This is a genomic window from Streptosporangium sp. H16 (genome assembly GCF_051918855.1).
Taxonomy (GTDB): domain Bacteria; phylum Actinomycetota; class Actinomycetes; order Streptosporangiales; family Streptosporangiaceae; genus Streptosporangium.
The window spans coordinates 25,558-50,832 of the sequence record NZ_JBPXMD010000002.1 but is presented as its reverse complement, the minus strand read 5'-3'; the positions used below and the strand labels follow the sequence as shown (position 1 = coordinate 50,832).

The following is a 25,275-nucleotide window of genomic DNA, read 5'->3' as shown; positions in this document are numbered from 1 at the left end:
CAAAATGCCCCGCAGGGCACTTCCCCTGCTTGGTGATTATTTCTACCAGTATTTTCCGGGGGCCGGCCAAGGCTTCGCCCCGGGCCCCCGCGAGACCGGTCCGGCTTCTTCGCGACCGGGACCGGCCTCGCGGGGCGCGCCGGCCTCAGGCCGCCGAGGCGTCCTTGGCCTGGGCGCGCAGGGCACGGCCGATGCTGTCGGCCCCTTCGAGCAGCAGGCGCTTGAGCGCGTGCGGCGGCTGGGTGGACGAGATGAGGTCCTGGGTCCTGGCGACCGTCTCGGGGGAGATGTTCAGCGCCGGGTAGCAGCCGTTCGCGAAGTTCTGGGCGCTGTCGGAGCTCCAGGACGACCAGATCCTGCCGATCTCCTCGAAGTACTTCGCCCCGTACGGCTCCAGCAGGTCCGGGTGGCGCGGATCCATGAAACCGGCGATCGTCGAGCGGAGCAGCGCGCCGCTCAGCCTGCCCTCGGTGATCGCGGCCCAGGCGTTCGCCTTGCCCTGGGCCGTGGGGATCCCGGCGCGGCAGAGCGCGGCGGAGCGCTCGCCCGTCGCGGTGGCGTCGCGCAGCAGCTCCTGGGCGACGTCCTCCTCGCCGAGCAGGCCGCCGGAGACCAGGGCGCCGGTCAGCGTCCAGCGCAGGTCGGCGTCGACGGTGAGACCTTCGAGCACCGTCTCGCCGTCCAGCAGCCCCTTCAGGAACGCCAGGTCCTCGGTGGAGGCGGCCACGGCCGCCAGCGCGTTCAGGTAGGCGAGCTGGTGGTCGGAGCCGGGCGCGGCCGCGGTGACCAGGCCGCGCAGCGCGGAGGCCAGCCGGGCCAGGCCCTGGGCACGCCAGGCGGGGTCGGCGTACTGCTGGACGGCCAGCCGGGCCTGGCGGAGCACGGTCTGGGCGACCGTGATGTCGGTGACCGACTCGATGTTGGAGACGACCAGGGTGAGGTAGTCGCGGGTGGACATCTCGGCGTCGCGGGTCATGTCCCAGGCGGCCGACCAGCACAGCGCGCGGGGCAGGGACTCGGTGAAGGCGCCGATGCCGCCCTCCGTCACGGTCCGCAACGACCGCTCGTCGAGCCTGACCTTGGCGTACGTCAGGTCGTCGTCGTTGATCAGGACCAGGTCCGGCTGGACCTCGCCGACCAGCTCGGAAACCGCGGTGCGCGCGCCGACGACGTCCAGCTCGACCCGCTTGACGCGGACCAGCTCGCCGTCGCGCAGGGAGTACAGGCCGATGGCGACGCGGTGTGAGCGCAGCGTCGGGTAGTCGGCCGGGGCCTCCTGGAGCACGTCGAACTCCAGGAAACGGCCCTCGGAGTCGACGGTGAACGACGGGCGCAGCGTGTTGACCCAGGAGGTCTCCAGCCACTCCTTCGACCAGGACGACAGGTCGCGTCCCGAGGTGCGCTCCAGCGCGCCGAGCAGGTCCGCGAGCGTGGTGTTGCCCCAGGCGTGCTCGTTGAAGTAGTCGCGGACCCCGGCCAGGAAGTTGTCCAGCCCCACGTAGGCGACGAGCTGCTTGAGGACCGAGGCGCCCTTGGCGTACGTGATCCCGTCGAAGTTGACCTCGACCGCGTGCATGTCGACGATGTCGGCGGCGATCGGGTGGGTCGAGGGCAGCTGGTCCTGGCGGTAGGCCCAGGCCTTCTCGACGTTGGCGAAGGTCGTCCACGCGCCCTGGCCCCAGCGGGTGGCCTCGGCCTGGCAGAGCACCGAGGCGTAGGTGGCGAACGACTCGTTCAGCCACAGGTCGTCCCACCAGCGCATGGTGACCAGGTCGCCGAACCACATGTGCGCCATCTCGTGCAGGATCGTCTCGGCGCGGCGCTCGATCACCGCGTCCGTGACGCGCGAGCGGAAGACGTAGTCCTCCAGGAAGGTCACGCAGCCCGCGTTCTCCATCGCCCCGGCGTTGAACTCGGGCACGAAGAGCTGGTCGTACTTCCCGAACGGGTAGCGGACGCCGAAGACCTTGTGGAAGAAGTCGAAGCCCTGCCTGGTCACCTCGAAGAGGTTGTCCGCGTCGAGGTGCTCGGCGAGCGAGGCCCGGCAGTACAGGCCCAGCGGGATGCCGTCGTGCTCGGAGGTCACCTTGTGGTACGGCCCGGCGCACAGCGCGGTGATGTAGGTCGACATCACCGGGGAGGGCGGGAAGTGCCAGCGCTTGGCCGCCTGGAGCGCGCCGTGCTTGCCGCGGTGCTCCGGCAGCTCCTCGGCCGCGTCGGGCGCCGCGTTGGAGACGACCTCCCAGTGGGACGGCGCGAGCACCGTCAGCTCGAAGGAGGCCTTGAGGTCGGGCTGGTCGAAGCACGCGTACATCCGGTGCGCGTCGGCCGTCTCGAACTGGCTGTGCAGGTAGACGCTCTTGTCGACCGGATCGACGAAGCGGTGCAGGCCCTCGCCGGTGCGGCTGTAGGAGCAGTCGGCGTCCACCTGCAGCTCGTTGGTCTCGGCCAGGCCCGGCAGCGGCAGCCGCCCGGCCTCCGGGTCGTAGCCGCTCACGTCCAGCTCGACGCCGTTGAGGACGGCCTTGCGCACCTTGGCGCCGGCCAGATCGACGAACGTCTCCGCACCCGGCCGGGTGCTGGTGAAGCGGACCGTGGTGACGCTCTCGAAGCGCTCCTCACCCTCGGTCAGGTCGAGCTCCACCGCATAGGACTGCACGCTGAGCAGCCGTGCGCGCTCGCGCGCCTCGTCACGGGTCAGATTGCCTGCCACTACCGCTCCCTCTTCACAACTTCCCCCGCTCCATTGCTAAGGGGTGACTGAATCCTGCCATGTAAGGGCGCGGACCGCCGCTTCGCATCAGCCTGCGGACTGATACCCGGATTCGAGAATAAAGAGGCATGTCAAGGTATTAATAAGCCTGTGGAATAGGGGACTCCACCGTCCGGGTTGTCGCTACCGAAGCACCCTCACGACCAGGAAGCCGAAGAAAATGACTGAGCGCACCCCCGTGGATCTCTGGTTCGACCCCTTCTGCCCGTTCGCGTGGATGACCTCCCGCTGGTTGCTGGAGGTGGAGAAGGTGCGGTCGATCGAGCCGCGCTGGCACATCATGAGCCTCAACGTGCTGAACGAGGACAAGGACGTCCCCGACAGCTACCGCGAGATGATCGCCAGGGCCATCGGGCCGGTCCGGGTGGTCGCCGCCGTGCAGGAGAAGTACGACTCCGAGACGGTCGGCCGCCTTTACACCGAGCTCGGCACCCGTTTCCACAACCAGGGCAGGCTCCAGGAGCTCGACACGCTCCGCGAGACCGTCGAGGAGGCCCTGGAGGCCGCGGGGCTGGACCGCGCGTTCGCCGACGCGATGGACTCCACGGAGTTCGACGAGGTGGTGCGCGCCTCGCACAACGACGGCATCGACCGGGTCGGCCAGGAGGTCGGCACCCCCGTGATCTCCGTCGACGGTGTCGCCTTCTTCGGCCCGGTCATCTCGCCGGCCCCCAAGGGCGAGGAGGCGGGCAGGCTCTGGGACGGCGTGCGCCTGGTGGCGGGCACCGACGGTTTCTTCGAGCTCAAGCGCTCCAGGACTCGGCAGCCGATCTTCGACTGATCCGGTCCACTCGCCGCCCCCGCCCGCCCGTCCCGCGCGACCGCGGCCGGCGGCCCGGCCGGGCCGGCCGAGCCCCCGTACGACCCCGCTGTGCTCCCGTACAAAGATCATCGTTGTACGGGAGCCGCGCCCGGCTCGCTCTCGCATAACAACGGCACGCACGCCAGGATGAGGGACATGCGTCACCTTTATCTGAACGGAGCCTGGCAGTCGTCCGCGTCGGCCGAGAGCATCGACGTGATCAATCCCGCGACCGAGGAGCTGATCGACAGGGTTCCCGCGGGAGCGCCCGCCGACGTCGAGGCCGCCGTGGCCGCCGCGCGCGCGGCCTTCCCCTCCTGGGCGGCGACGGCCCCCGCCGAGCGAGGCGCGATCCTCGCCGCGGCCGCGGACCTGATACGAGAACGCTCCGACCAGATAGCCAGGATCATCGCCACGGACATGGGCGCCCCGTACGGCCTGGCGATGAGGGTGCAGACGCTGATGCCGGCCGGGGTGCTGGCCTCGTACGCCCAGCTGGCCGAGACCTACGACTTCGAGGGCGGGCAGGTCGGCAACTCCCGCGTCTTCAGGGAGCCGGTCGGGGTGGTCGCCGCCATCACCCCCTGGAACTACCCGCTCCACCAGGTCGTCTGCAAGGTGGGCGCCGCGCTCGCCGCGGGCTGCACGGTCGTGCTGAAGCCCAGCGAGGTGGCGCCGCTGGCCGCCTTCGCGCTCGCCGGGATCTTCGACGAGGTCGGGCTGCCCGCCGGGGTGTTCAACATGGTCAGCGGCTACGGCCCGGTGGTGGGCGAGGCCCTGGCCACCCATCCCGAGGTGGACATGGTGTCGTTCACCGGCTCCACCCGGGCCGGGCGCCGGGTGGCCGCGCTCGCGGCCGAGACGATCAAGCGGGTGGCCCTGGAACTCGGCGGCAAGTCCGCCAGCCTGGTCCTGCCGGACGCCGACCTGGAGACGGCCGTCAAGGCGACGGTGGCCAACGCCTTCATCAACTCCGGCCAGACCTGTTCGGCATGGACCCGCATGATCGTTCATCGCGACCGGTACGACGAGGCCGTCCGCCTCGCCGTCGAGGCCGCGGGGAGATACACCGTCGGCGACCCCTTCGACGAGGGGACCAGGCTCGGCCCTCTCGTGTCCGCGGCCCAGCGCGACCGGGTCGTCCGCTACATCAACCGGGGCCAGGAGGAAGGCGCCCGGCTGGTCGCCGGAGGCACCGACCGGCCCCTGCCGCGCGGCTTCTACGTCGAGCCCACGGTGTTCGCCGGGGTGGAGCCGGGGATGGTGATCGAGCAGGAGGAGATCTTCGGCCCGGTCCTCACGATCATCCCCTACCTCCGCGGTGAGGACGAGGCGGTCGCCATCGCCAACGGCACGCCGTACGGCCTGGCGGGCGCGGTGTGGGCGGGCAGCGAGCAGCGCGCGGTCGCGGTGGCCCGGCGGCTGCGCACCGGCCAGGTGGCGGTCAACGGCGGCCAGTTCAACCCGCGGGCGCCCTTCGGCGGCTACAAGCAGTCGGGCCTCGGCCGCGAGCTGGGCGAGTTCGGGCTCGAGGAGTATCTGGAGATCAAAGCCGTCCAGCTCTGACGACCACCGCGGGGGCCGCTCCGGCGGCCACCGGGATCAGGGGGCCTGGAGCAGGACCTTCCTGGCGGCGTCCCTGGCCAGCCTGTCCACGTAGAGCCTGCCGTCGAGGTGGTCGGTCTCGTGCTGGAAGCAGCGCGCCAGCATGCCGCGGGCCCTGATCCGGATCGGCCGTCCCAGCCGGTCCAGGCCGCTCACGGTGACCCCCGCGGCCCGGGGCGTCCTGGTGTAGATCGGGGCGCCGGTCCCGCGGTTGGGGACGGACAGGCAGCCCTCCTCGTCGAGGACCTCGGTGTCGTCGTCCACGGTCAGCTCCGGGTTGATCACGTGGCCCTTGCGGTTGCTGCAGTCGTAGACGAAGATCCGCTTCGACACGCCGATCTGCGGACCGGCCAGGCCGACGCCCTGCGCGGCGTACATCACGGCGAACATCTCGTCGATCATGCGCCGCAGGTCGCGGTCGAAGTCGATGATCGGCTCGGCGGGCGTGCGCAGGACAGGGTCACCGACCACTCGGATGTCACGCATGCGGGGGCTCTCTCTGTAAGGGTTCCATGAGCGTTATGGCTATTACTCTAGCCGGGGGCCGGGTGGAGTCGCCCGCGTACACCTGCGAAACTGTGCGGGTGCGCGTCTACATCGGTGCCGACCATGCCGGCTATGAGCTCAAGAACCACGTCGTCTCCTGGCTGAAGGAGCACGGCCACGAGGTCGAGGACTGCGGTCCCTTCGTCTACGACGCGGAGGACGACTACCCGCCGTTTGTGCTGCGCGCGGCCGAGGGCGTCGTGGGGGACCCGGGCAGCCTGGGCGTCGTCATCGGCGGCTCGGGCAACGGCGAGCAGATCGCGGCCAACAAGGTGCGCGGCGTCCGCGCCGCCCTGGCCTGGAGCGAGGAGACCGCCAGGCTCGCCCGCGAGCACAACAACGCCAACGTCGTCAGCGTCGGCTCGCGGATGCACGAGCCGGAGGAGGCGATCCGGTTCGTCGAGATCTTCCTCGGCACCTCCTACTCCGGGGCCGAGCGGCACAACCGCAGGATCGCGCAGCTCACCTCGTACGAGACCATCGGCCAGCTCCCGCCGCTGCCGTAGCCCTCAGTAGCCCTCAGTAGCCCTCGGTTGTCCGCAGGGCCCTCCCCGGGGCCCTCCGCCGTGGCCCTTCCTCAGCGGTGGCGCTCGCGGGGCGGAATCTCCCCGCGCGGCGGCTCCCTGCGTGCCCCGTTGCGCGCCGGCTCCTTGCGGGGCGTCTCGTCGCGCAGGGGGCGGCGGTCCGCGGCCTCCTGCTGCTCCCGTGACGGGCGTGAGACGTCTCGCGCCCGCATCGCGGTGATCGCGTTGATCTGCAAGCTCTGCAGTGCCATGCCGGCCACCATAACCCGCTCCGGCCCGCCCCGTCCCGAACGGCTCCGGACCGGCTCCGGCTGTCCGGAGCGGCCGGGGCCGTCGCCGTCGCCGGAAGACGTCCGAGGACCGGAAGAGCCGTCAGAAGACCAGCCCGCCCCAGGGGGCGGGGCCCCACGACATGGCGGTGGACAGCTCTCGCAGGGCCCCCGCGCGCGACTCGCGTACCACCCCCGCCGCCAGCAGCGCCGCCAGCGGCTGCCCTCCCAGGTAGGCGGCGCCCAGCACGGAGACGGGCAGGGTCAGGTCGGCGGGGTCGTCGGAGGGCGCGCAACGGGCGCCGGAGGTGTCGGCCGTCAGCCGCCAGCGGCGCGCGTTCCACGGGCACACGGTGTCCTCGACCTCCATCACCACGTCCACCGGCGCGCTGTAGCGGCGGGCGGGAAGGGCCCGCTCGACGTCCACCACGCGGACCCACAGGTCGTCCAGCCAGAGCGCGTGGAGCTGGCGCGGCTCGGCGAGCAAATGGATCAGCGGGTCGTCCGAGGGCCTGCTCTGGGCGAGGACGTGCGAGACCAGGTCGCGGTCCAGGACGTGCCGCCAGAGCAGCGCGTAGGCGGCGGGGTCGAGACCGAACAGCTCCTTGAGCCGCAGCTCGCCGGCGGGAAGGTCGTGGTCGTCGAAGGAGCCCTTGATCCGGAAGAGCGCGTAACCGCGCGGGCCGCCGTCGTCCTCGGCGACCACGGCGCGCAGCGGACCGGCGCCGCCCTGGTCGGACTCCTGGTCGGTCAGCACCGTGTCCCAGCGGGCGGGCGTGCGGGCGTACAGTCCCGGACGCTGCTCGAACGCCGACTCGTAGATCTTCTCGAAGGTGGACCTGGCCTCCGCGGGCCTGACGACGCGCAGCCGCAGGGCGGGATCGGCCGGGGCGTGCCTGGTGAAGGCCGCGCTCGCCGTGGGGATCCGGAAGACCATGCAGTCCGAGGCCCTGCCGTAGCCGTAGCGACCGTAGATCGCGGCCTCGGCCGCGTAGAGCGCGGCGACGGCCTCGCCCCGCTCGTGAAGGTCGGACAGCTGGCGGGTCATCAGCGAGGAGAGGATGCCCCGGCGGCGGTGCGAGGGCAGCACGCCGACCGCGGTGACGCCGCCGACCGGGATCGGCCCGCCGGGCACGGTCATGCTGAAGCTGTACACCGCGGTGGTGCCCACGAGCAGGTCGCCGTCGAACACGCCGAGCGAGCGGTCGAACTCGAGGTTGCGCTTGAAGATCTCCTGCCGGTGCTCCGGGGTGGCGGCGCCGAACGCCTCCTCGTCCACGGTGTTCCAAGCGGACCATTCGGCTTCGCTGATCGGACGTAGGCTGAGAGTCATCTTCCGAACGGTAGTAGGGGACAAACGGTTCCGGCCATCTAATATCCCTGCTTAATGATCAAGGCGTTGGTCAAGTGGGCTGCCCAAAGGGAGGGCGGCCAGATACAGTCGAGCGCATCATGAGTTCCCGTCCGGTGCCGCTGCTCCCTCCGGCGCTCCGCGCGTTCCTGGTCCGCGTCCCTCTTCTTGTTCCCGTCGTGCGCTTCCTGCGGCGCGGCCCCCTGGCGCGCGACCGGAACCTGCTCATCACCCTGATCCTGCTGACCCTGCTGATCGGCGGGCTGGCCGCCAGGGTGTCCATGGAGTGGTTCTCCCCGGCGCTGATGATCCCGGTCACCCTCGTGGCGGGGCTCCAGCTGAGGCTGAACAGTCTCGCCAAGCTGCTGTTCGCGGTCGCGGTCTCCCTGGTCTACGTGGCCGTGGTGCGCGGGGTGGGGCACATCGGTCCCGGCCTGCTGGTCACCTTCGGCTTCACCGCGGTGCTGGCCGCGCTGATGGCCCGCACCCGGGGCAAGCTCGGTGTGCAGGGTCTGCGCGGCGACGTGATGCTGCTGGAGTTGCGCGACCGTCTCAAGAGCCAGAGCGACCTGCCCCCGCTGCCCAAGGGGTGGGGCTCGAAGGTGGTTCTCAAGCAGGCCGGAGGCTCCTCCTTCGGCGGCGACTTCCTGGTCTCCATGCGCGAGGACGACACGCTGGAGCTCGCCCTGGTCGACGTGTCGGGCAAGGGCGTCGACGCGGGCACCCGGGCGCTGCTGCTGTCGGGCACCTTCGGCGGGCTGCTCGGCTCGGTCACCGACTTCCTGCCCGCCTGCAACACCTACCTGCACCGCCAGCGCGAGGCCGAGGGCTTCGTCACGGCGGTCCATCTCCGGCTCAACCTCGTGACGGGCGAGTACGTCATCACCTCGGCCGGTCACCCCCCGGTGGTCAAGTTCGAGTCGGGCACCGGGACGTGGCGGGTCTCCGCGGCCAAGGGGGTCGTCCTCGGTGTCGTGCCCGACCTGCACTGCGAGGCCGACCAGGGGATGCTGCGCAAGGGCGACGCCCTCATGCTCTACACCGACGGCCTGATCGAGCAGCCGGGGCGCGACATCGACGCCGGTCTCGACCGCCTGCTGGGAGAGGCCGAGCGCCTGGTGCCCTCGGGGTTCCGTGACGGTGCCCGCAACCTGGTGGCCTCCATGTCGTCGGGCCACAACGACGACTGCGCCCTCATCCTCATCTGGCGCCCCTGAGAAGGCGCCGGGAAAAGGGCCGGGGGCAAGCGCCGGGGAAGGCACGTCTCCCTGGGAGGCTCTCGGGAACGAGGGACGAGGGACGAGGGCGGGCTCAGAGCCACCCGGAGTCGCCGGCGATGCGTACGGCGTCGAGACGGTTGCGCGCCTGGGTCTTGCACATGATCCGCGACAGGTGGTTGCGGACCGTTCCCACGGAGAGGAACAGCTGGTCGGCGATCTCGCCGGACCTGGCCCCCTGCGCGACCAGCCGGAGCACGTCGAGCTCCCTGCGGGTCAGCGGGTTCTCCGCCGACCTCAGGGCCGCCACCGCGAGCTCGGAGTCGACCGCCCGCCGGCCGGCCGCCACCTGGCGGACGCCGTGAGCCAGCTGCTCGGGGCCGACCTCCAGGCTCATGAACCCGAGCGCGTGGGCGGCGAAGGCCTGGCGGACCTGGCCGGGGCTGGGGTCGCGCGACAGCAGGAGAACCCGGCAGCCGGGAGCCTCCTCGTGCAGCCGGAGGGCGGTGGTGAGACCGCCGACGTCCGGCAGGTCGAGATCGATGACCGCCGTCTCCGGCGCGTGCCGCAGCACGGCGGGAAGCACGTCCTCCCCGGCGGCCACGTCGGCCACCACCTTCATGTCGTTCTCGTTCTGCAGCGTCGCCACCAGCCCGCGCCGGACCAGGGGAAGATGCTCGGCAACCAGGATCCCGATCAAAACGCTCCTCTCTCCCGCCCTCACCCTCATCAAAGAGTGTTCGTGCGATCGCTGAATGTCAACGGAGTGTGTCCAATCGGCAAAGGGCACCGAACGGCCCGGCCGGGAGAGCGGCCGGGAACGCCGCTTTTCGCGGCGGCGTGGGGGCCGGATACTTGGGCTAACCTCTTATGGGGCATTGTCGGTGAAACCGCGATGGGGGTATGAACCTGTGAGCTGGCTCTCCGTGGTCGGGGTCATCGTCTTTCTCGTGGGACTGATGGTGTCGATCGGGCTGCACGAGATCGGCCACCTGGTGCCGGCCAAGCTGTTCGGTGTCAAGGTCACCCAGTACATGGTCGGGTTCGGCCCGACGATGTGGTCGCGCCGCAAGGGCGACACCGAGTACGGCATCAAGTGGCTCCCGCTCGGCGGCTACATCCGCATGATCGGCATGCTGCCGCCCCGGCCCACCGACGCCCCCGGCAAGGTGCGCTCGGTCTCCACCGGTCCCTGGCAGGGCCTGATCGAGAACGCCCGCGACGTCGCCCTGGAGGAGGTGCGGCCGGGCGACGAGAACCGGGTGTTCTACCGCAAGCCCTGGTGGCAGAAGGTCATCATCATGTCCGGCGGTCCGGCGATGAACTTCGTGCTGGCGTTCATCCTGTTCGGCGTTGTGCTCATGGGCTTCGGCATCCCCACGCAGAAGACCGAGATCGCCTCGATCCCGCAGTGCGTGAAGACCGCCGCCGAATACGAGAAGAACCCCGAGTGCACCGCGGCCGACAAGCCCAGCCCGGCCAGCGCGGCGGGGCTGAGGCCGGGAGACGTCATCGTGTCCGTGGCGGGCAAGCCCGCCACGAGCTGGGACGCCGCGACGCGGGCCATCCGTGACCACGGCGCGGGCCCGATCGCGATCGGCGTCAGGCGGGCCGGTCAGGATCTGACCGTCAACGCCAGCCTCATCGCCCAGGACCGCGAGTCGCTGGACGAGCCCGGAAAGATCGAAAAAGGTGTCGGATACCTCGGGGTGAGCCCGAAGATCGTCATCGAGCAGCAGAGCTTCGGCGCCGTGGCCGCGCACATGGGGGACCTCACCTCGGCCACCGCCGCCTCGCTGCTCAGGTTCCCCGAGAAGATGGTGGGCGTCTGGCACGCAGCCTTCTCCGGGGACGAGCGCGACAGGAACGGCCCGATCGGTGTCATCGGCGTCAGCCGCATCGGCGGTGAGATCGCCGCCGCCGCGATCCCGCTGGAAAACAAGATCGTCGTTTTCATCAACCTGCTGGCGGGCTTCAACCTGGCGATCGGCCTGTTCAACCTGATCCCGCTGCTTCCCCTGGACGGCGGCCACATCGCGGGCGGTCTGTGGGAGGGGCTCAAGCGCGGTTTCGCCCGCGTGGCCCGCCGCCCCACGCCCGGCCACGTCGACATCGCCAAGGCGCTTCCGCTCACCTACGCGATCGCCTTCCTGATGATCATCATGGCGGGCCTGCTGATGTACGCCGACCTGGTCAACCCGGTCCGCCTGTCCGGCTGATCCGGCTGACCGTTCCCCCATCCCCGCCCCGGTGTCCCGTACGGGCCGTCGTGCCGTACACGCCGATCTGCCCGCCACGGGTCCACGGGTGGCGGCCTCCGACGTGGCGCGGCCCGTGGGCCGGGGGCGGGGAGACACGGCACATCCGCCCGCAGAGGTTAGGGTGACGCCGTGAACGAGGGAACGCCTGGAGCGGTGATCGACGTGGCCCTGTTCCGGCTGCGCCGGATCTGGTCGCGGCCACTGCGCGCGCGCAGGGCCGGGGAGCCGCAGCGAGCGGTGCACATGTCGAACGTGATGGTCGTGCACGCCGTGCACAAGCTGAGCCTGGACGTACCGGAGGTGACCGTGGGCGCCGTCGCCGAGCAACTGGGCGTCGACCCCTCCACGGCCAGCAGGCTGGTCAACGACGCGGTCGGCGCGGGGTTCGTGGAGCGCGAGGAGTCGGCCGTGGACGCCAGGCGAGCCCGGCTCGTGCTGAGCGAGCGGGGCCGTCGCGTGCTGGAGGTGGTGATCCGCTACCGGCGCACCTACCTTGACGGCCTGATGGCCGACTGGGACGAGCCGGACCGCGAGGTCTTCGCCCGGCTTCTCGACCGTTTCGCCGAGGCCGCCGTCGCCCGCCCGGCGAACCTGGCCAACCTCGACCGGATGATCGCCGAAACGCTCGTGGAGACCTCCGCCCCGGGCTGATCCGGCCGTTGCCTCGACCGGCCCGTTCTCTGCGGGATCCGCCCGCTCTTCGTGCCCGTTCACGCGGGTGGGGGCGTACCTCGCCCGTCCGCTCCGGTGGAGGCGTGCGTCCCGCGGGTCGGCGCTACTCCCCGGCGACCCCGTCGATCCGCTGGCGGATGATGTCGGCGTGGCCGTTGTGCCGGGCGTACTCCTCGATCATGTGGACGAGGATCCAGCGCAGGGAGACGTCATGGTCATGGCGTCGCGTCTTTCCCACGGTGTCCATGGGAAGCCAGGCGGACAGCTCGCGCGCGTGCGCGATCTCGCCCCGCCAGCGGGCGAACGCCTGCTCCGCCGTGCTCGTCTCCAGGGTGTCGAAGTCGCCGTCGGGATCGTCGTCGGAATAGTAGAACGGGGCGACGCCCTCGCCGTTGAGGATGTTGCGGAACCAGTTACGCTCCACCTCGGCCATGTGGCGGACCAGACCCAGCAGGGAGAGCGTGGACGGCTCGGCGGAACGCAGGCGAAGCTGCTCGTCCGAGAGCCCGGCGCACTTCACGGCCAGGGTCTCCCGGTGCCAGTCCAGCCAGGAGTGCAGCATGGTGCTCTCGTCGGCGATGAAGGCGGGGTCAACGCGTGTGTCGGTCATGGCGCCCCATCCTGTCGGCACGCGGGCCCGCTGTCATACCTTTTTCCTCCCGGCTGATCACGAGGCGTCCGCGCGTCGCTGCGTGCCGGAGGACACCTGCGCACCGGTATACGCCAGTACCATCCGGCGTTCAGCCACCACGTTCTACAACAAGTGAGACTCGGCCGTCCACCTGCCCTCAACAATCCCACCGAGGGCATATAGGCGAGTCCGCAGAGCAAAGTAGGCAATTCAGCCCGCCATGACCCCGGCCGGCCCACCCTGGCGACCCGGGCTCGACTAAGGAGGTGTCAATATTCGCCCGGGTCGATCGGTGGATTGGTGATGAAAATCCGGCACGCGGCCAAAAATTTGTCATCGGAGGATTCAGGGCGAGTGCGGCTTTTCCCCGTTCAATCCAGATTGTTTCCTCGGTCGGTAATGGTTTCCCATCGGCCCGCGGCCGATCCTCTCCCGTTTCGTGTTCACCGCCATTCCGGGATTCACCGGCGCCCCCATTTACTGTGGAGGGGTTTCGGTGTTCGTCGTGACGGCCTCCCGCGGTCGGTCGCGCCGGAAAGTGATCGAGCTGGATGGATCCGGAAAGAAGGCGTTCCCAGGTGCGCGCGAATTCAGAGAAGATACTTGTCGTCGGGGCCGGGGTAAGCGGGTTGACCACTGCGTTGTGCCTGGCCAGGGAAGGGTTTCGCGTCACCGTCGTCGCGGAGAGATTCGCGCCCGACATCGTCTCGGTCGTCGCGGGCGCGCTGTGGGAGTGGCCACCGGCGGTGTGCGGTTACCACCACGACCAGATCTCCCTCGCTCGCTCCAAGAACTGGTGCGTCACCTCGTACGAGATGTTCGAGAAGCTGGCCCGGGCCAAGGTTCCCGGGGTGGCCATGCGAAGGTCCAACTTCTATTTCAAGCACCCCGTCGAGGAGAGTCCGCACGACCTCCACAAGATGCAGGAACTCGCGGGGAAGGTGCGCGGCTTCGTCCGCGACCGGTCGCTCGCCGAACGCAACGGCGTCAGTCCCGACTACGGCGTGGTCGACGCGTACTCGCACATGGCGCCCATGATCGACACCGATCAGTACATGGCGTGGCTGATGCGGCAGGTCAAGATCCACGGTGTGCGGGTCGAGCGGTACCGGGTCGAGGGGCTGCTGGCCGAGCGCAGGGCCGAGCTCCTCGACCGCTTCGGCGCCGAGGTGATCGTCTGCTGCGCCGGGCTCGGCACCGCCGGGCTCCGCGGCATCGGCATGTATCCGCTGCGCGGCGCGCTGGTGCGGGTCCGCAACGACGGGCTTCGCGGGCGCCGGATCCGCGAGGCCCACTGCGTCTCCCACGACGAGGAGAACAAGGACGAGCAGGACATCGTCTTCATCGTGCCGCGCAATCCGAGACTCCTCGTCCTCGGGGGACTGGCGGAAAAGGACGAGTGGGACACCGGGATCAACCTGGAGAACCACGGGCCCGTACGGGAGATGTACGAGCGGTGCCTGGCCTTCATGCCCGCGCTGCGACACGCCAGGCTGGATCCCGACGAGCCGGTACGGGCGGGGCTGCGGCCGTTCCGGAACGAGAACGTCTGTCTTGAGTGGGACGACGAGGAACAGGTCGTCTACAACTTCGCGCACGGCGGAGCAGGATTCAGTTTCTCCTGGGGCTGCGCCCAGGAAGCCGTCGGTCTGGTGCGTGCGGCGATAGAGGACCGCAAGTACTCGTATTCCTTCTAACGGATCTCGCCCGAGAGTGGATAGGCGTTTAAAAAATGCGGAGAACCATCACGTGCCTCCTGATCGCGAACTCGACCCTCGTGCTCACCGCGTGCCTGCCATTCGGTGTGGCGAACACCGGTGTTGTGTCGTCACGGCATTCCGGCGCGCCCATTCCCCATGAGCGCCCTCCCGTGCCTCGTGCCGAGCACACCCCGCTGTCACGGTTTCCCCTCCTTCGCCCCGGCGACAGGGGGACTCAGGTCCAGGAGGTCCACCGGCGCCTCGACCGGCTGGGATTCGGGCCGGGAGAGGCCGGCGACGAGTACCGTCCCGCGCTGCGCGCGGCCGTGTGGGCCTTCCAGAAGGCGAACGGGCTGCCTCCCACCGACGAGATCGACCCGCGGACCTGGCGGGCGCTCTCCCGCCCGGCGCGCCTCAAACCGCTGGTGTCGTACGGGGAGCCCACGAGGGTGGAGATCGACCTGCGCCGCCAGCTGCTCACCGCGTGGCAGGACGGCAAGCCCGCGCTGGTCTCCCACATCTCGACCGGCAACGGCGAGCACTACTGCAAGAAGGGCCACTGCGGGGTCGCCGTCACGCCCACCGGAGACTTCCGTGCCTGGTACCGGACGCCCGGATGGACCAGCGGGCCGCTGGGCGACCAGTTCTACACCATCTATTTCAACCAGGGCATCGGCTTCCACGGCTCGGAGCGGGTCCCGCGGCATCCCGCGTCCCACGGGTGCATCCGGGTGCCGCTCCACAACGCCAAGGCGCTCTACGACATGACCCCGACGGGAACCCCGGTCTACGTCCGCCGTCCCGCGGCTCCCGAGCCTCGGGACCGGGCCACGTCTCCCGACCGGGCCACTTCTCCCGAGCGCCCGAAGTCCTCCGGGCGGCCCGCGTCCCCCGCGTCCCCTGAGACTCAGGGGCTCCCCGGACAGGACGCTGACCGGCCGAAGGAGCGCTGAGCCCGGCGCCGACCGGCCGGCCGCCGACCGACCGGTCACCGGCGAACCCCGAGGTCGGCGCGGACAGGACGAGTGCAGGAGTCGCGGACGGGCGCGCGCGGGAATCGTGAAGGACGCCCGTCGACGCCGGCGCGGGTGAAGAACTTTCCGAATCCCCTTCCTGGAGTGGCGCGGGTCATCGACCCGCGCGGACGACGGGGCCACGCGCCGCCGTCGTTGTTCGTCATGCCCGCCGCCATCCTGGTGATCGCGGGTGGCTCGCAGCGGCCCGTGTACGCCGCCGTGGGATTCCTCGCGAAGGCCGCTGGCCCCCCGAGCTCCGCCGCCCGCACCTTGAGAGCGTCGCGGAGCACCGCACGGACACGGCGCGGCCTCCGGTGACGGCGACGCTCCTTCCCTCGCCCGTGATCCGGCCGGATCGCCGGAAAAAGATCGAAGCCCCGTTCACCAGGCAAGACAATCGTATTCAAGAACTGTCAGGGACGCCGTGACACCGGCGCGAAACCGACGCGAAACTGAACTCCGAAAAGCTGACTCCGGCAGCAAGGAACAACCCCAAAAGGAGGTGTTTCAGATGCGGAGTGAGGTCTACGCCCCGAGCGAGGTCTACGCGCCCAGCGAGGTCTACGCGCCGAGCGAGGTTTACGCGCCGAGCGAGGTCTACTAAGTCGGTGGATTAAACGCCGATATCTGGCGGGAGAGGATTCCAGAAGTCTTCTCCCGCCTTTTTGGCCAGGCAGTCGGCTTATCCAGAAAAGAGTGTGGCATTGGCGGGCTTGCATACCTATACGCGCGCGGACGATGTCGCGTGGGGGGATCTGGAATTCCCGCCCGTGGTCGAGTTGGACACCGTCGGGCTGCAGCGCAACTGGAGCGCCTGGTTCACGCTGACTCCCACGGTGGGCGGGCCGCTCTGCGCCGAGAGCACGCCGCTGCTGCTCGCCCTGCTGCGCGACGAGAACCAGGACGAACTGCTTCCGCACTGCTCCCTGATCCTGCAGGGAGACTCACGGTCCTGGCTGGCGAGGCAGGTCAGGCAGGACGTGTTCCTGGGGGATTCGCCGGCGGCCGTGGCGGCGAACACCGGACTGGAACCGTGGCTGTTCCTCAGCCGCCAGATCGCCGAATGGCCGCACCAGTCCGTTCCACGGCGTGCGGTGCTCGTCAGGATCCTCACGCAGCTCGGGTTCTACCGGCTCGCGGCGGAGCTGACCGCGGGCGATGCCGAAGACGCGATCGGCTCCCACGCCGCCGGCGACTACCTCGCGTACGAGACCGCCCGGGCGCTGCGCCAGCATCTGCGCGACTCCGCGGTGACGGATGCCTTCGCCAGGCTGGCCACCGAGGGAAAACTGCCGACACTGCGTGTGCTCTCGTGCACCCAGCTGATCTCGATCCTGCTGCGGGACCGGGGCGGCGAGCGCGGGAGCGACTACTGGATGGCGTACGGCCAAGAGCTGTTGCCCGCGCTGAGCGAGGTCGAACCCTGGTTGCGCGCGCTCACGGTGAGCAGGTTCTGGCGCGCCGCGGCCTTCCACCGGATCACGGAGAAGGACGCGGACGGGGCCCGGGCGGCCATGGACACGGCGTACGAGGCGGGCGCCGAGGCCGAGAGCCTCGCCGCCGATTCGCAGCAGTGGCACAGCGCCCGGGAGAACACCAGGCTGCTCCTCGACGTGACCGTGAAGGCGGGCACCATGCTCCACCCCGTCGACCACGTGGAACAGGCGGTCGAGCAGCTGCTGCGGGTGGACGGGAACGAGCCTTCCGCGCGCTATTTCGCGGGGGCCTGGTTCCGGGGCAACGGTGACGTCAAGCGGGCGGCCGTGGAGTTCGAGCGGGGTGCCCAGGCGGGTGCCCTCAGGGGCGCGGGCGCGGCGTACAAGGCGGTGCTCTGCCAGCGGGAGCTCGGAGACGCGGACGGAGTCGCGCGCACCACCCGCCTGCTCTTCGAACTCGATCCCGCCGCGCTGCTCCCCGAGGAGTCCACCCCGGAGGGCGGGGGGGCATGACGACGAGGGAGGCTCCGGGCGACGGGGGCCTGCGGACCACGGTGGAGCCGGAGGGCTCCGGCGCGCCGCCGGGTGGGCGGGGAGGGCGGCGCCTGGGCGCGAGGATCTCCAGCGGCCTCGGGCGCAACTTCTGGCTGCTCTGGGGAGGCTGGTCGGTTTCGAGCGTGGGAAACGGCCTGACCGTCACCGCGTTGCCGCTGCTGGCCGCCGACCTCACCAGTGATCCGGCGACGCTGTCCCTCGTCGGGATGGCGGACAAGCTTCCCTGGCTGCTGCTCGCCCTGATGGGGGGCGCGCTCGCCGACCGCTGGGATCGGCGCCGGGCGATGTGGGTGTCGGACGCCGTCCGGTGCGCGATCCTCGTCGTCCTGTTCGTCGCGGTTCTCGGTGGCTGGGCGTCGATCCCGCTCCTCATGGTGATCGCTTTCAGCATCACGTCGATCGAGACGGTCTACGACAGCTCGCGCTCGGCGATCCTCCCGATGGCGGTCTCGCAGGACCGGGAGGCTCTGGAGCGGGCCAACAGCAGGCTGATGACCGCCAACACGGTCGCCCTGAAGTTCCTTGGACCGGCGCTCGGCGGTGTGCTCTACACCGTGGGCAGGGCCGTACCGGTGGGCGTGGACGCCATCAGCTTCGCCGTGAGCTCCGTCTTCTCGTTCCTCATGCGCGGTGATTTCCGCGCCGACGGCGCTCGGGCGGCGACGGTTCCCGGGGCGAAACCCCGGCGCGCGATGCGCAAGGAGATCGGCGAAGGCGTGCGCTGGCTGGCCCGCCATCGCGTGCTGCGCGTGTTCACGCTGGTCGCGGGCCTCACCAACATGTGCACGGTCGGCCAGCTGGCGATGCTGGTGCTGTATGCCCGGCAGGTCATGGAGATCAGCGACGTGGCGTACGGCCTGCTGCTCGCCTCGGTCGCGGTCGGCAGCGTGACCGCGGGCTTCACCTGCCGGATGTTCACCCACCGGTTGGGACCGGCGAGGTCCGCGCTCGGCGGAGTGATGCTGGGCGCGCTGGGCTTCACGATCCTGGGGTTCACCAGCGAGGTCGCCTTCGTCGCCCTTGGCCTCGCCGTCACCGGCTACACGGCCATGACCTGGAACGTCACGACCGTGTCGATCCGGCAGGCCATCGTCCCGAAGGAGCTGACCGGACGGGTCAGCAGCGTGAACAGGCTGGTGGCCTTCGGGCTGATGCCGGTCGGCATACTTCTGGCCGGCCAGATCGCGACCCACGTCAGCCTGGAGGCCGTGTACCGGGTGGGCGGCCTGTTCGGGGCGGCCGTGTCACTCATCGGACTACTGACGCTTTCCAACGCCGCAGTCGAGAGGGCCCTGCACGAGGCGGGGGCCAAGTAGGCGATCGACCGGTGTACCGCTGACCCCGTGCCCTCGTCGGCGCGGATCCCAAGAATGGAGAACGGTGTCATGGCACTCGAAACATCGACGGCACGCGAGATCAAGGTGAGCCGGGACCGCGTCTGGCAGGCCTGGACCGACCCGAAGGAGGTCCGCGCCTGGCTCAACCTGCACGACGCGAGCATCCCGGTCGAGCCGGGCGACCCGCTTCGCTGGCACTTCAACCGGGGAGGGCGGGTCGACCTCGTCTTCTCGGCGACGCTGCGCGAGGTCGATCCCGGCGTTTCGTGCTCCTACGACTGGGACGTGCCGGGGAACGACGAGCCCACCCTCGTGGAGGTGGAGTTCGTCCAGGTCAACGAGGACAGCACCGAGGTGAAGGTGCGCCACTCGGGTTTCGGTGACTCGGTCCGCTCCCGGGTGGAGTTCGACGCGTACGACCACCACTGGTGGCACTACCTGGAGCGGCTCGCGGCCTACCTGGAGCACCGGCCGTTCCAGTTCCACAAGACGCTGACGCCGCCCAAGACGGGCATCATCCCCCTGGGGGTCACCCCGGAGACCGGGATGGTCGTGCAGGACGTGGCGATCAACTCTGCCGCCGAGTTCGTCGGCATCCAGCCCGGCGACGAGATCCACGCCATCGACGGCGTCACGCTGAAGGAGATGGAGGACTTCCACCGCTGGCTCGACGACGCGGTGCCCGGCCAGAAGGCGACGTTCACCCTTCAGGACCGCACGGTCGAACTGGTGCTGCGGCCGTTCACGGCATGACGTCCCGGTGATGATCACCGTGGACGGCTTCCGGGCCGCGCTCGCCCGGTTTCCCAGCGGCGTCACGGTCGTCACGGCACGAGGGGAGCGGGAAGGCTCGCACGGGCTGACCGTGAGTGCCTTCTGCTCCGTCTCCGCCGAACCTCCGCTGATCCTGGTGTGCCTCGCGCGGTCCGCGCGCACGCTGCCCGCCGTACACGAGTCGGGACGCTTCGCGGTGAGCATGCTCCGCCAGCACCACGACGTCGTGGCGCGCCTGTTCGCGACGACGGCCCTGGACAAGTTCCAGGGCACGTGGGGGGCACTCACCCCGGACGGCCCGCCGGTCGTCCCGGACGCGCTCTTCTCGCTGGAGTGCACCGTGCACAGCGTGCTTCCCGCGGGAGACCACGAGGTCGTCATCGGCGCGGTACAGGCGTACAGCGTGCGCGACGGTGCTCCGCTGATCTACTACCAGAGGGCCTTCCACCCGCTCGCCACCGCCTTCTCCGGAGGTCGTCCAGGCGATTCGCCTCTCCCTCGGGAGGATGCGCGCCCAGGCGAGGCGGGCGAGCACACGAACGGGAAGTCGCGCCGGAGCCGCGTGTCCTGACGTGCCGGTGGACCGGCGCCCGCGCGACCGATCCGCCTTGACGCCGCGTGCAGACCAGTATCGTGACCTTCATCGTGAAAGGAGGATCGGGAAAACGGGCTCCTCGAAGGAGAGCGCCGCATCCTGACTACCAATGGAACATCGCCACCTCGGGCAGAGCGGCCTGATGATCAGTGAAGTCACCTTCGGAAACTGGCTCACCCACGGCGAGCTGGTGGAACGGGACCAGGCCGTCGCGTGCATCCGGGCGGCACTCGACGCCGGCATCACCACCTTCGACACCGCCGACGTCTACGCGCAGGGGGCGGCCGAGGAGGTGCTGGGCGCCGCACTCGCCGGGGTGAGGCGGTCGTCACTGGTCCTCGCCTCGAAGGTCTGCCTGCCCACCGGCGACGGCCCGAACGACCGCGGCCTGAGCCGCAAGCACATCGCGGAGTCCTGCGAGGCGTCCCTGCGCCGGCTGCGTACCGACTACCTCGATCTCTACCAGGCGCACCGTTTCGACGAGACCACCCCTCTGGAAGAGACCCTGATCGCCTTCGACGACCTGGTGCGCCAGGGCAAGGTGCTCTATCTCGGTGTCTCCGAGTGGACGGCCCCGCAGATCGCGTCGGCGCTGGCCATCGCCCGCGACCTCGGGTTGCGCAGCCGCATCGTCTCCAACCAGCCGCAGTACAACATGTTGTGGCGGGTCGTCGAACCGGAGATCGTCCCGCTGTGCCTGCGCGAGGGCATCGGTCAGCTCGCCTTCCAGCCGCTCGCCCAGGGGGTGCTGACCGGCAAATACCGTCCCGGCCAGGAGCCGCCGGACGGATCGCGGGGAACGGCCGGCGGGCGGGCTCCCACGTTCATCCGCAGGGTGCTGGGTACGCCGCTGCTCGAACGTGTGCAGGAGCTGCGCCCCGTCGCCGAGGAGTGCGGTCTCTCGGCCGCTCAGCTCGCGATCGCCTGGGTGCTCCGGCAGCCGGGGGTCTCCTCGGTGGTCGCCGGTGCCACCAGGCCCGAGCAGGTGACCGAGAACGCCGCGGCGTCCGGCAGGACGATCGACGAGGCCGTCCTGAAGCGGGTGGACGAGGTGCTCGGGGATCTCGTCGACCGGGATCCCGCCAAGACCGCGCAGATGATGGCGGTCAAGCCGAGCTGGATGAAAACCGCACCGGCAAACGGTTAGCCGGGGGCCGGCACCCGTCCGCGGGGACGTCCCGGGGGCGGGTGCCCGTCCGCGGGGACGTCGCAAGGGGCTTCGCGCGGGTACCGGCCCACGCGGGGCCGGTACCCGTGAGCAGGACGGGTGCCCGCCGCCTGCCGGCCGGTGGGGAACCCGGTCGGCACACGGCCGAACCCGCCTTTGGCGCGGATGCCGGAACCGCCCTCTGGAACGGCCTGACGCGCGCCGGGACGTCCGGTGGCCGTCGGCCGGTCCCGCGCCCTGTCGAGGGTTCAGCTCATGGCGAAGCATTCGTGTCCTCGCCGGCTGTCACCGTGTGGCCGCGATCGTCCGCGTCCCGCCGTCCGATACCCGCTTACCGCGATTCACCTGCTCAGCGCGATTTTCCGTGGCGGTCCGCCATGCCGGGAATCCGTGCCCCGGCGCGATGCTCGCCGGGAGGCACCGTAACAGCATGACGTTATAAAGGTATACGGTCTGTTCCTAATTCGCTCAGCCATGTATTCGGTGTAAACCCAACTTTTTGGGTTGGGGTAAAACGAAGATCGAGACCGACGTTTACGTATAATGGCCGGAAGCAGACAAGAGGTATGGGGGCTACCGGATGGCTGTGCGTTTTCGTGTTCTCAAACAGATCGAAATTACCGCAGATAGGCACATGGCTGGCTTAGAGCGCCGCCGGTGCGAACTGCTCGTGTCAATGCCGCGGCGCGTCAACGAAGGAGACGCGGAAGGGCGATCGTACGGGATCGGGCCGGGGGGCCGCCGTGCCAAAGCCGGTCACGTCCCGCTCGTACGACCCCGGGCTGGAAGTCCGGCTCCGGAGCCGGCTCTCCACTGAACCGGCTCTGACAGGATCGCACTCGCCGGAGTGACGTCGCCTGAGCCGTGGCCGTCCCGCAGCCCGGTCACGGCGGTCCCACCGGGATCACAGGCGCCGTCGGTGCGCTCGCGGCGAGTTCTCGTCCGTCGTCCGCGACGCGGAGACGGGCGCCACCCCTTTGGCGGCATCGTCTTCCTCGGGTGCGTGGCCGGTGAGGTCCACCGGCTCCCGTTTCTGATCGAGTCGCAGGCCGCCCGTTCCGAGCGCGGTGGCACGACCCTGCCCTGATCGTGACAGGGCGCTTCGCCGAGCCGTCGTACGCGTCCGTCATCGGCCGGCGCGAGCGCGGCACCCGACGATCCCGGCTCGTGCAAGACCGCCGTTCCGTGACGGCCTACCACGGCGGAGGGAACGACCTTCACATGAAGAGGCTGACGTCCCTTTCTCATCCGCGAAGGACAACGCATGTCGCCTAACACCCTCCTGGAGGGCGAGGTACAGTTCCACGTTCTCGGGGATCTGGCGGTTATCGTGAACGGCGTCGAGGTGCCGGTACCGGCCCAGAAGCCGAGGAAGCTGTTGAGCATCCTGCTCAGCAGAGCGGGGCAGTCGGTACCCGTCGCCCTGCTGTCGGATATTTTGTGGACCGAACAGCCCAAGAATCCGCGGAAGGCGATGCAGGTCTATGTGTTCCGCCTACGGCACGTTCTCGGCTACGACCGGATCCAGCAGCGGGGTGAGGGCTACGCGGTGGTCACCTATCCCGACGAACTCGACGTCCACAGGTTCGAGGCGCTCGCCAAGCAGGCGCTGAACGCCAAGCACCGCCGTGACATGAAGGACCTGGCGCGCTATTCCGCGGAGGCGCTCGACATGTGGCGCGGCAGGCCGTACGTGGACCTGGCCGAGAGCGCCGTCGCGGCCCATGAGGTCAGCCGCCTGGAAGAGCTGCGAACCTCACTCCTGGAGCTTCGCATCGGCGCGGACATAGGTCTCGGAAACCACTTCGAGACCATACCCGAGCTGCGAAGCCTGATCATGCGTTTCCCGTTCCACGAACGCTTCCGCACCCTGTTGATGCTCGCCCTCTACCGGACCGGTCGCCAGGGGGAGGCGCTGGAGGTGTTCCGGGAGACCGTCGTGCTGCTCGACCGGGAACTGGGAATCCTGCCGGGCCAGGAAATGAGCACCATGCACACTCGGATCCTGCAGTCGGATCCGTTCCCGATGTCCGCCGACGCCGTACTGGAATGCCTGGGGGAGGCCCACCAGGCCGCTCATCGGTGAACCCGGTGTGAGAGCCCGCGCCGTCCACCGCGCACGGGGCGTGCCGGAAATCCCGGACGCGCCCCGGCGAGGTGGACACCCTGGAAGCCGCGGGCCGGCGCGGTGTGCCGGCATGGCCACCGCGCCGCGCCCCCGGTTCGGAGATCTTCGAGCCTTCGGCGATGAGATACCCACCTTCGCGATAGTTGCGCGTCGTCCTTCGCCCCGTATCGTCCCCACCAGTGATCCCGGCGGCGCGGGGAAGGATCGGCATGACCGACGACGCGGTGCGACGCGTTTTCCAGGCGGTCGACTCGTTCGACGCCGACGAGTTCGTACGGTTGCTGGCCGAGGACGCCACGCTGGTGTTCGGTAACGCCGAGCCGATGGCGGGACGTGAGGCCATCGCCGCCGGGTTGCGGGCGTTCTTCTCCACCATCGGCGGCCTGCGGCACCGGATCGTCAGGAACTGGCAGGTGGACGCCGACATCATCGCCGAGACCGAGGTGACCTACCGGCGGCTCGACGGCAAGGACGCCGGCGTCGTGGCCGTGTCGATCTGGCGCACCCGCGACGACGGCCTGATCTCGGACTACCGCATATTCGTCGACCTCGCACCCGTCTACGCGGTCTGAGGCTCCGGCGAGACCGTATCCGCGGCCAGCGCCCAGGCGCACTCCTGCGGGCCACGCCCGGCCGACAGGAGCAGGTGGACGCTCACGACCGGCCTCGCTTGCGGCGCTGGTCCCGCTGGGGCGTGGACCCGAGGTCGGGCGTCTTGTAGGTGACCAGAGGGACCGTGGTGGCCACGGGCGTGGCCAGCTCGTGGTCGACGAGGTCGGAGATCACCTGCTCGATGCGCTTGTAGGCCGTCGGCGCCTCCTCGAAGAGCAGCTGGCGGTCTCCGCACACCACCAGTGACCCCACCGGCGTGCGGCGCAACTCCTCGACCGTGTGCTTGGCCCTGCCCCGGCGCAGGGCGTCCGCACGCGACATCTTGCGGCCCGCGCCGTGCGCGACGGAATGGCCGGCGTCCGGTCCGGCGTGGGCGGCCACGAGGTAGGAAGGGGTGCCTCGCGTACCGGCGATGAGCACGTCGCGGCCGTCGCCCGGCGCCGCCCCCTTGCGGTGCAGGTAGGCCCCGTCGCGGATCTCGACCAGGTTGTGGCACTGGTCGACGAGCGGCTCGGCGGGCTCGGCCCCCAGGGCATGGGCGACCCGGGCGGCCATCAGCCGCCGGTTGAGCGATCCCCAGCGTACGGCGTCGTCGTGCATCGCCAGGTAGGCGCCGGGATCGGGGGCGGGGCCCGCTCCGTGGATTTCGGTGTGCGCCCGCAGGATCCGTTCGCCCAGCCCTCGGGAACCACTGTGGACGATGAGAACGAGGTCGCCGTCGGTGAGTCCGAGACGGCTCGCGTGGTCCGGCTCGAAGACGGTCCCGATCCGCGCCAGCTCGACGAAGTGATTGCCCCGGCCGACCGTCCCGAGGCCCTCGACGTGACCGGCGGGGATGTCGCCCTTCACCACGGCCCAGGCGGGGTCGTCGGCATCCCGCTCGGGATCCAGCGCGCGATCGAGGTCGGGGAAGCGGGCGGCGAGCTTCTCGGGTACGGCGCGCTTGAGCTTCATGGGGAACACGGCGATGCCGCACCCGATGTCGGAGCCCACCAGGAACGGGTACAGCACGGTCGAAGCCATGGCGGCGCCGATGGGGGCGCCCTTGCCGGGGTGCAGGTCCGGCATGGCGGCGACGTGCGTCATGCCGTCGAGGGCGGCCACCTGGTGGCACTGCGCGAGGGCGTCGGACTCGATCCAGCTCGTGGAGGAGGCGAACACGGTGACGGTGGCCGGACCCACGGCCGCGGTGGACGGCGGCGGAGACTCCTGCCGGGAGTGTCGCTGGGACAAGAAGGCTCTCTCAAAAGGGTATGGGCTGACAGCATTACGAAAAGCGTCGGCGCCGTGGCATCTCGAAGTA

22 protein-coding genes are annotated in these 25,275 nt (G+C 69.8%); 15 read left to right on the top strand and 7 right to left on the bottom strand.

Going from position 1 to position 25,275, the window contains the following annotated elements:
• Positions 1-145: 145 nt before the first annotated feature.
• Positions 146-2,713 carry an aminopeptidase N gene (gene pepN / locus ACTOQ2_RS03180; protein WP_440098139.1) on the bottom strand — a complete coding sequence of 856 codons (2,568 nt, stop codon included), beginning with the start codon at positions 2,711-2,713 and terminating at the stop codon, positions 146-148.
• Positions 2,714-2,933: 220 nt separating this feature from the next.
• On the opposite strand from pepN, the gene ACTOQ2_RS03175 reads away from it, so the two are divergent.
• Both ACTOQ2_RS03175 and ACTOQ2_RS03170 read left to right on the top strand, forming a co-directional pair.
• Entirely contained in the window at positions 2,934-3,554 is a 621-nt protein-coding gene (locus ACTOQ2_RS03175) for a DsbA family protein (protein ID WP_440098138.1), read from the top strand.
• A gap of 177 nt (positions 3,555-3,731) precedes the next feature.
• Positions 3,732-5,141 carry an aldehyde dehydrogenase family protein gene (locus tag ACTOQ2_RS03170; RefSeq protein WP_440098136.1) on the top strand — a complete coding sequence of 470 codons (1,410 nt, stop codon included), beginning with the start codon at positions 3,732-3,734 and terminating at the stop codon, positions 5,139-5,141.
• A 36-nt stretch (positions 5,142-5,177) separates the two neighbouring features.
• Here the strand turns inward: ACTOQ2_RS03170 and def are convergent, their stop codons facing one another.
• Positions 5,178-5,666, bottom strand: coding sequence for a peptide deformylase (gene def, locus ACTOQ2_RS03165; protein WP_440098135.1), 489 nt, complete (start codon positions 5,664-5,666; stop codon positions 5,178-5,180).
• Between the two features lie 98 nt (positions 5,667-5,764).
• Between def and ACTOQ2_RS03160 the strand changes: the two genes are divergently transcribed.
• Positions 5,765-6,232 carry a ribose-5-phosphate isomerase gene (locus tag ACTOQ2_RS03160; RefSeq protein WP_362849643.1) on the top strand — a complete coding sequence of 156 codons (468 nt, stop codon included), beginning with the start codon at positions 5,765-5,767 and terminating at the stop codon, positions 6,230-6,232.
• 71 nt (positions 6,233-6,303) lie between these two features.
• On the opposite strand, the gene ACTOQ2_RS03155 is transcribed toward ACTOQ2_RS03160, so the two are convergent.
• Complete coding sequence (locus ACTOQ2_RS03155) at positions 6,304-6,501, bottom strand: hypothetical protein (RefSeq protein ID WP_440098133.1); 198 nt, start codon at positions 6,499-6,501, stop codon at positions 6,304-6,306.
• A gap of 121 nt (positions 6,502-6,622) precedes the next feature.
• Entirely contained in the window at positions 6,623-7,852 is a 1,230-nt protein-coding gene (locus tag ACTOQ2_RS03150) for a GNAT family N-acetyltransferase (protein ID WP_440098131.1), read from the bottom strand.
• Between the two features lie 119 nt (positions 7,853-7,971).
• Between ACTOQ2_RS03150 and ACTOQ2_RS03145 the strand changes: the two genes are divergently transcribed.
• Entirely contained in the window at positions 7,972-9,087 is a 1,116-nt protein-coding gene (locus ACTOQ2_RS03145) for a PP2C family protein-serine/threonine phosphatase (protein ID WP_440098130.1), read from the top strand.
• 94 nt (positions 9,088-9,181) lie between these two features.
• On the opposite strand, the gene ACTOQ2_RS03140 is transcribed toward ACTOQ2_RS03145, so the two are convergent.
• Positions 9,182-9,787, bottom strand: coding sequence for a response regulator transcription factor (locus ACTOQ2_RS03140; RefSeq protein ID WP_440065946.1), 606 nt, complete (start codon positions 9,785-9,787; stop codon positions 9,182-9,184).
• 211 nt (positions 9,788-9,998) lie between these two features.
• Here ACTOQ2_RS03140 and ACTOQ2_RS03135 point away from each other — a divergent pair, with 211 nt between their 5' ends.
• Both ACTOQ2_RS03135 and ACTOQ2_RS03130 read left to right on the top strand, forming a co-directional pair.
• Complete coding sequence (locus ACTOQ2_RS03135; protein WP_440098128.1) at positions 9,999-11,306, top strand: M50 family metallopeptidase; 1,308 nt, start codon at positions 9,999-10,001, stop codon at positions 11,304-11,306.
• Positions 11,307-11,477: 171 nt separating this feature from the next.
• Complete coding sequence (locus tag ACTOQ2_RS03130; RefSeq protein ID WP_440098126.1) at positions 11,478-11,999, top strand: MarR family winged helix-turn-helix transcriptional regulator; 522 nt, start codon at positions 11,478-11,480, stop codon at positions 11,997-11,999.
• A gap of 124 nt (positions 12,000-12,123) precedes the next feature.
• Here ACTOQ2_RS03130 and ACTOQ2_RS03125 read toward each other — a convergent pair whose 3' ends face one another.
• The gene (locus ACTOQ2_RS03125; protein ID WP_440098125.1) at positions 12,124-12,630 is read right to left on the bottom strand and encodes a DinB family protein; all 507 of its coding nucleotides are present in this window, start codon (positions 12,628-12,630) and stop codon (positions 12,124-12,126) included.
• Positions 12,631-13,202: 572 nt separating this feature from the next.
• Here ACTOQ2_RS03125 and ACTOQ2_RS03120 point away from each other — a divergent pair.
• From ACTOQ2_RS03120 to ACTOQ2_RS03080, 9 genes are all read left to right on the top strand, one after another.
• The gene (locus tag ACTOQ2_RS03120; protein WP_440098123.1) at positions 13,203-14,348 is read left to right on the top strand and encodes an FAD-dependent oxidoreductase; all 1,146 of its coding nucleotides are present in this window, start codon (positions 13,203-13,205) and stop codon (positions 14,346-14,348) included.
• 173 nt (positions 14,349-14,521) lie between these two features.
• Positions 14,522-15,304 carry a L,D-transpeptidase family protein gene (locus tag ACTOQ2_RS03115; protein WP_440098121.1) on the top strand — a complete coding sequence of 261 codons (783 nt, stop codon included), beginning with the start codon at positions 14,522-14,524 and terminating at the stop codon, positions 15,302-15,304.
• Between the two features lie 833 nt (positions 15,305-16,137).
• Positions 16,138-17,316 carry a hypothetical protein gene (locus ACTOQ2_RS03110; RefSeq protein ID WP_440098119.1) on the top strand — a complete coding sequence of 393 codons (1,179 nt, stop codon included), beginning with the start codon at positions 16,138-16,140 and terminating at the stop codon, positions 17,314-17,316.
• Positions 17,313-18,674, top strand: coding sequence for an MFS transporter (locus ACTOQ2_RS03105; RefSeq protein WP_440098117.1), 1,362 nt, complete (start codon positions 17,313-17,315; stop codon positions 18,672-18,674). The genes ACTOQ2_RS03110 and ACTOQ2_RS03105 overlap by 4 nt, the downstream gene beginning before the upstream one ends.
• Positions 18,675-18,743: 69 nt before the next feature.
• Positions 18,744-19,448 carry an SRPBCC domain-containing protein gene (locus ACTOQ2_RS03100; protein ID WP_440065954.1) on the top strand — a complete coding sequence of 235 codons (705 nt, stop codon included), beginning with the start codon at positions 18,744-18,746 and terminating at the stop codon, positions 19,446-19,448.
• Positions 19,449-19,458: 10 nt separating this feature from the next.
• The gene (locus tag ACTOQ2_RS03095; protein WP_440098115.1) at positions 19,459-20,040 is read left to right on the top strand and encodes a flavin reductase family protein; all 582 of its coding nucleotides are present in this window, start codon (positions 19,459-19,461) and stop codon (positions 20,038-20,040) included.
• Positions 20,041-20,173: 133 nt separating this feature from the next.
• Positions 20,174-21,211 (top strand): aldo/keto reductase family protein, encoded by a 1,038-nt coding sequence (locus tag ACTOQ2_RS03090; RefSeq protein WP_440098113.1) that lies wholly within the window; start codon positions 20,174-20,176, stop codon positions 21,209-21,211.
• 1,285 nt (positions 21,212-22,496) lie between these two features.
• Entirely contained in the window at positions 22,497-23,318 is an 822-nt protein-coding gene (locus ACTOQ2_RS03085) for an AfsR/SARP family transcriptional regulator (protein ID WP_440098112.1), read from the top strand.
• A 251-nt stretch (positions 23,319-23,569) separates the two neighbouring features.
• Positions 23,570-23,932, top strand: coding sequence for a nuclear transport factor 2 family protein (locus tag ACTOQ2_RS03080; RefSeq protein ID WP_440098111.1), 363 nt, complete (start codon positions 23,570-23,572; stop codon positions 23,930-23,932).
• An 82-nt stretch (positions 23,933-24,014) separates the two neighbouring features.
• Here ACTOQ2_RS03080 and ACTOQ2_RS03075 read toward each other — a convergent pair whose 3' ends face one another.
• Positions 24,015-25,205, bottom strand: a complete 1,191-nt coding sequence (locus tag ACTOQ2_RS03075) for an RNA ligase RtcB family protein (RefSeq protein ID WP_440098109.1) — start codon at positions 25,203-25,205, stop codon at positions 24,015-24,017.
• Positions 25,206-25,275: the final 70 nt, after the last annotated feature.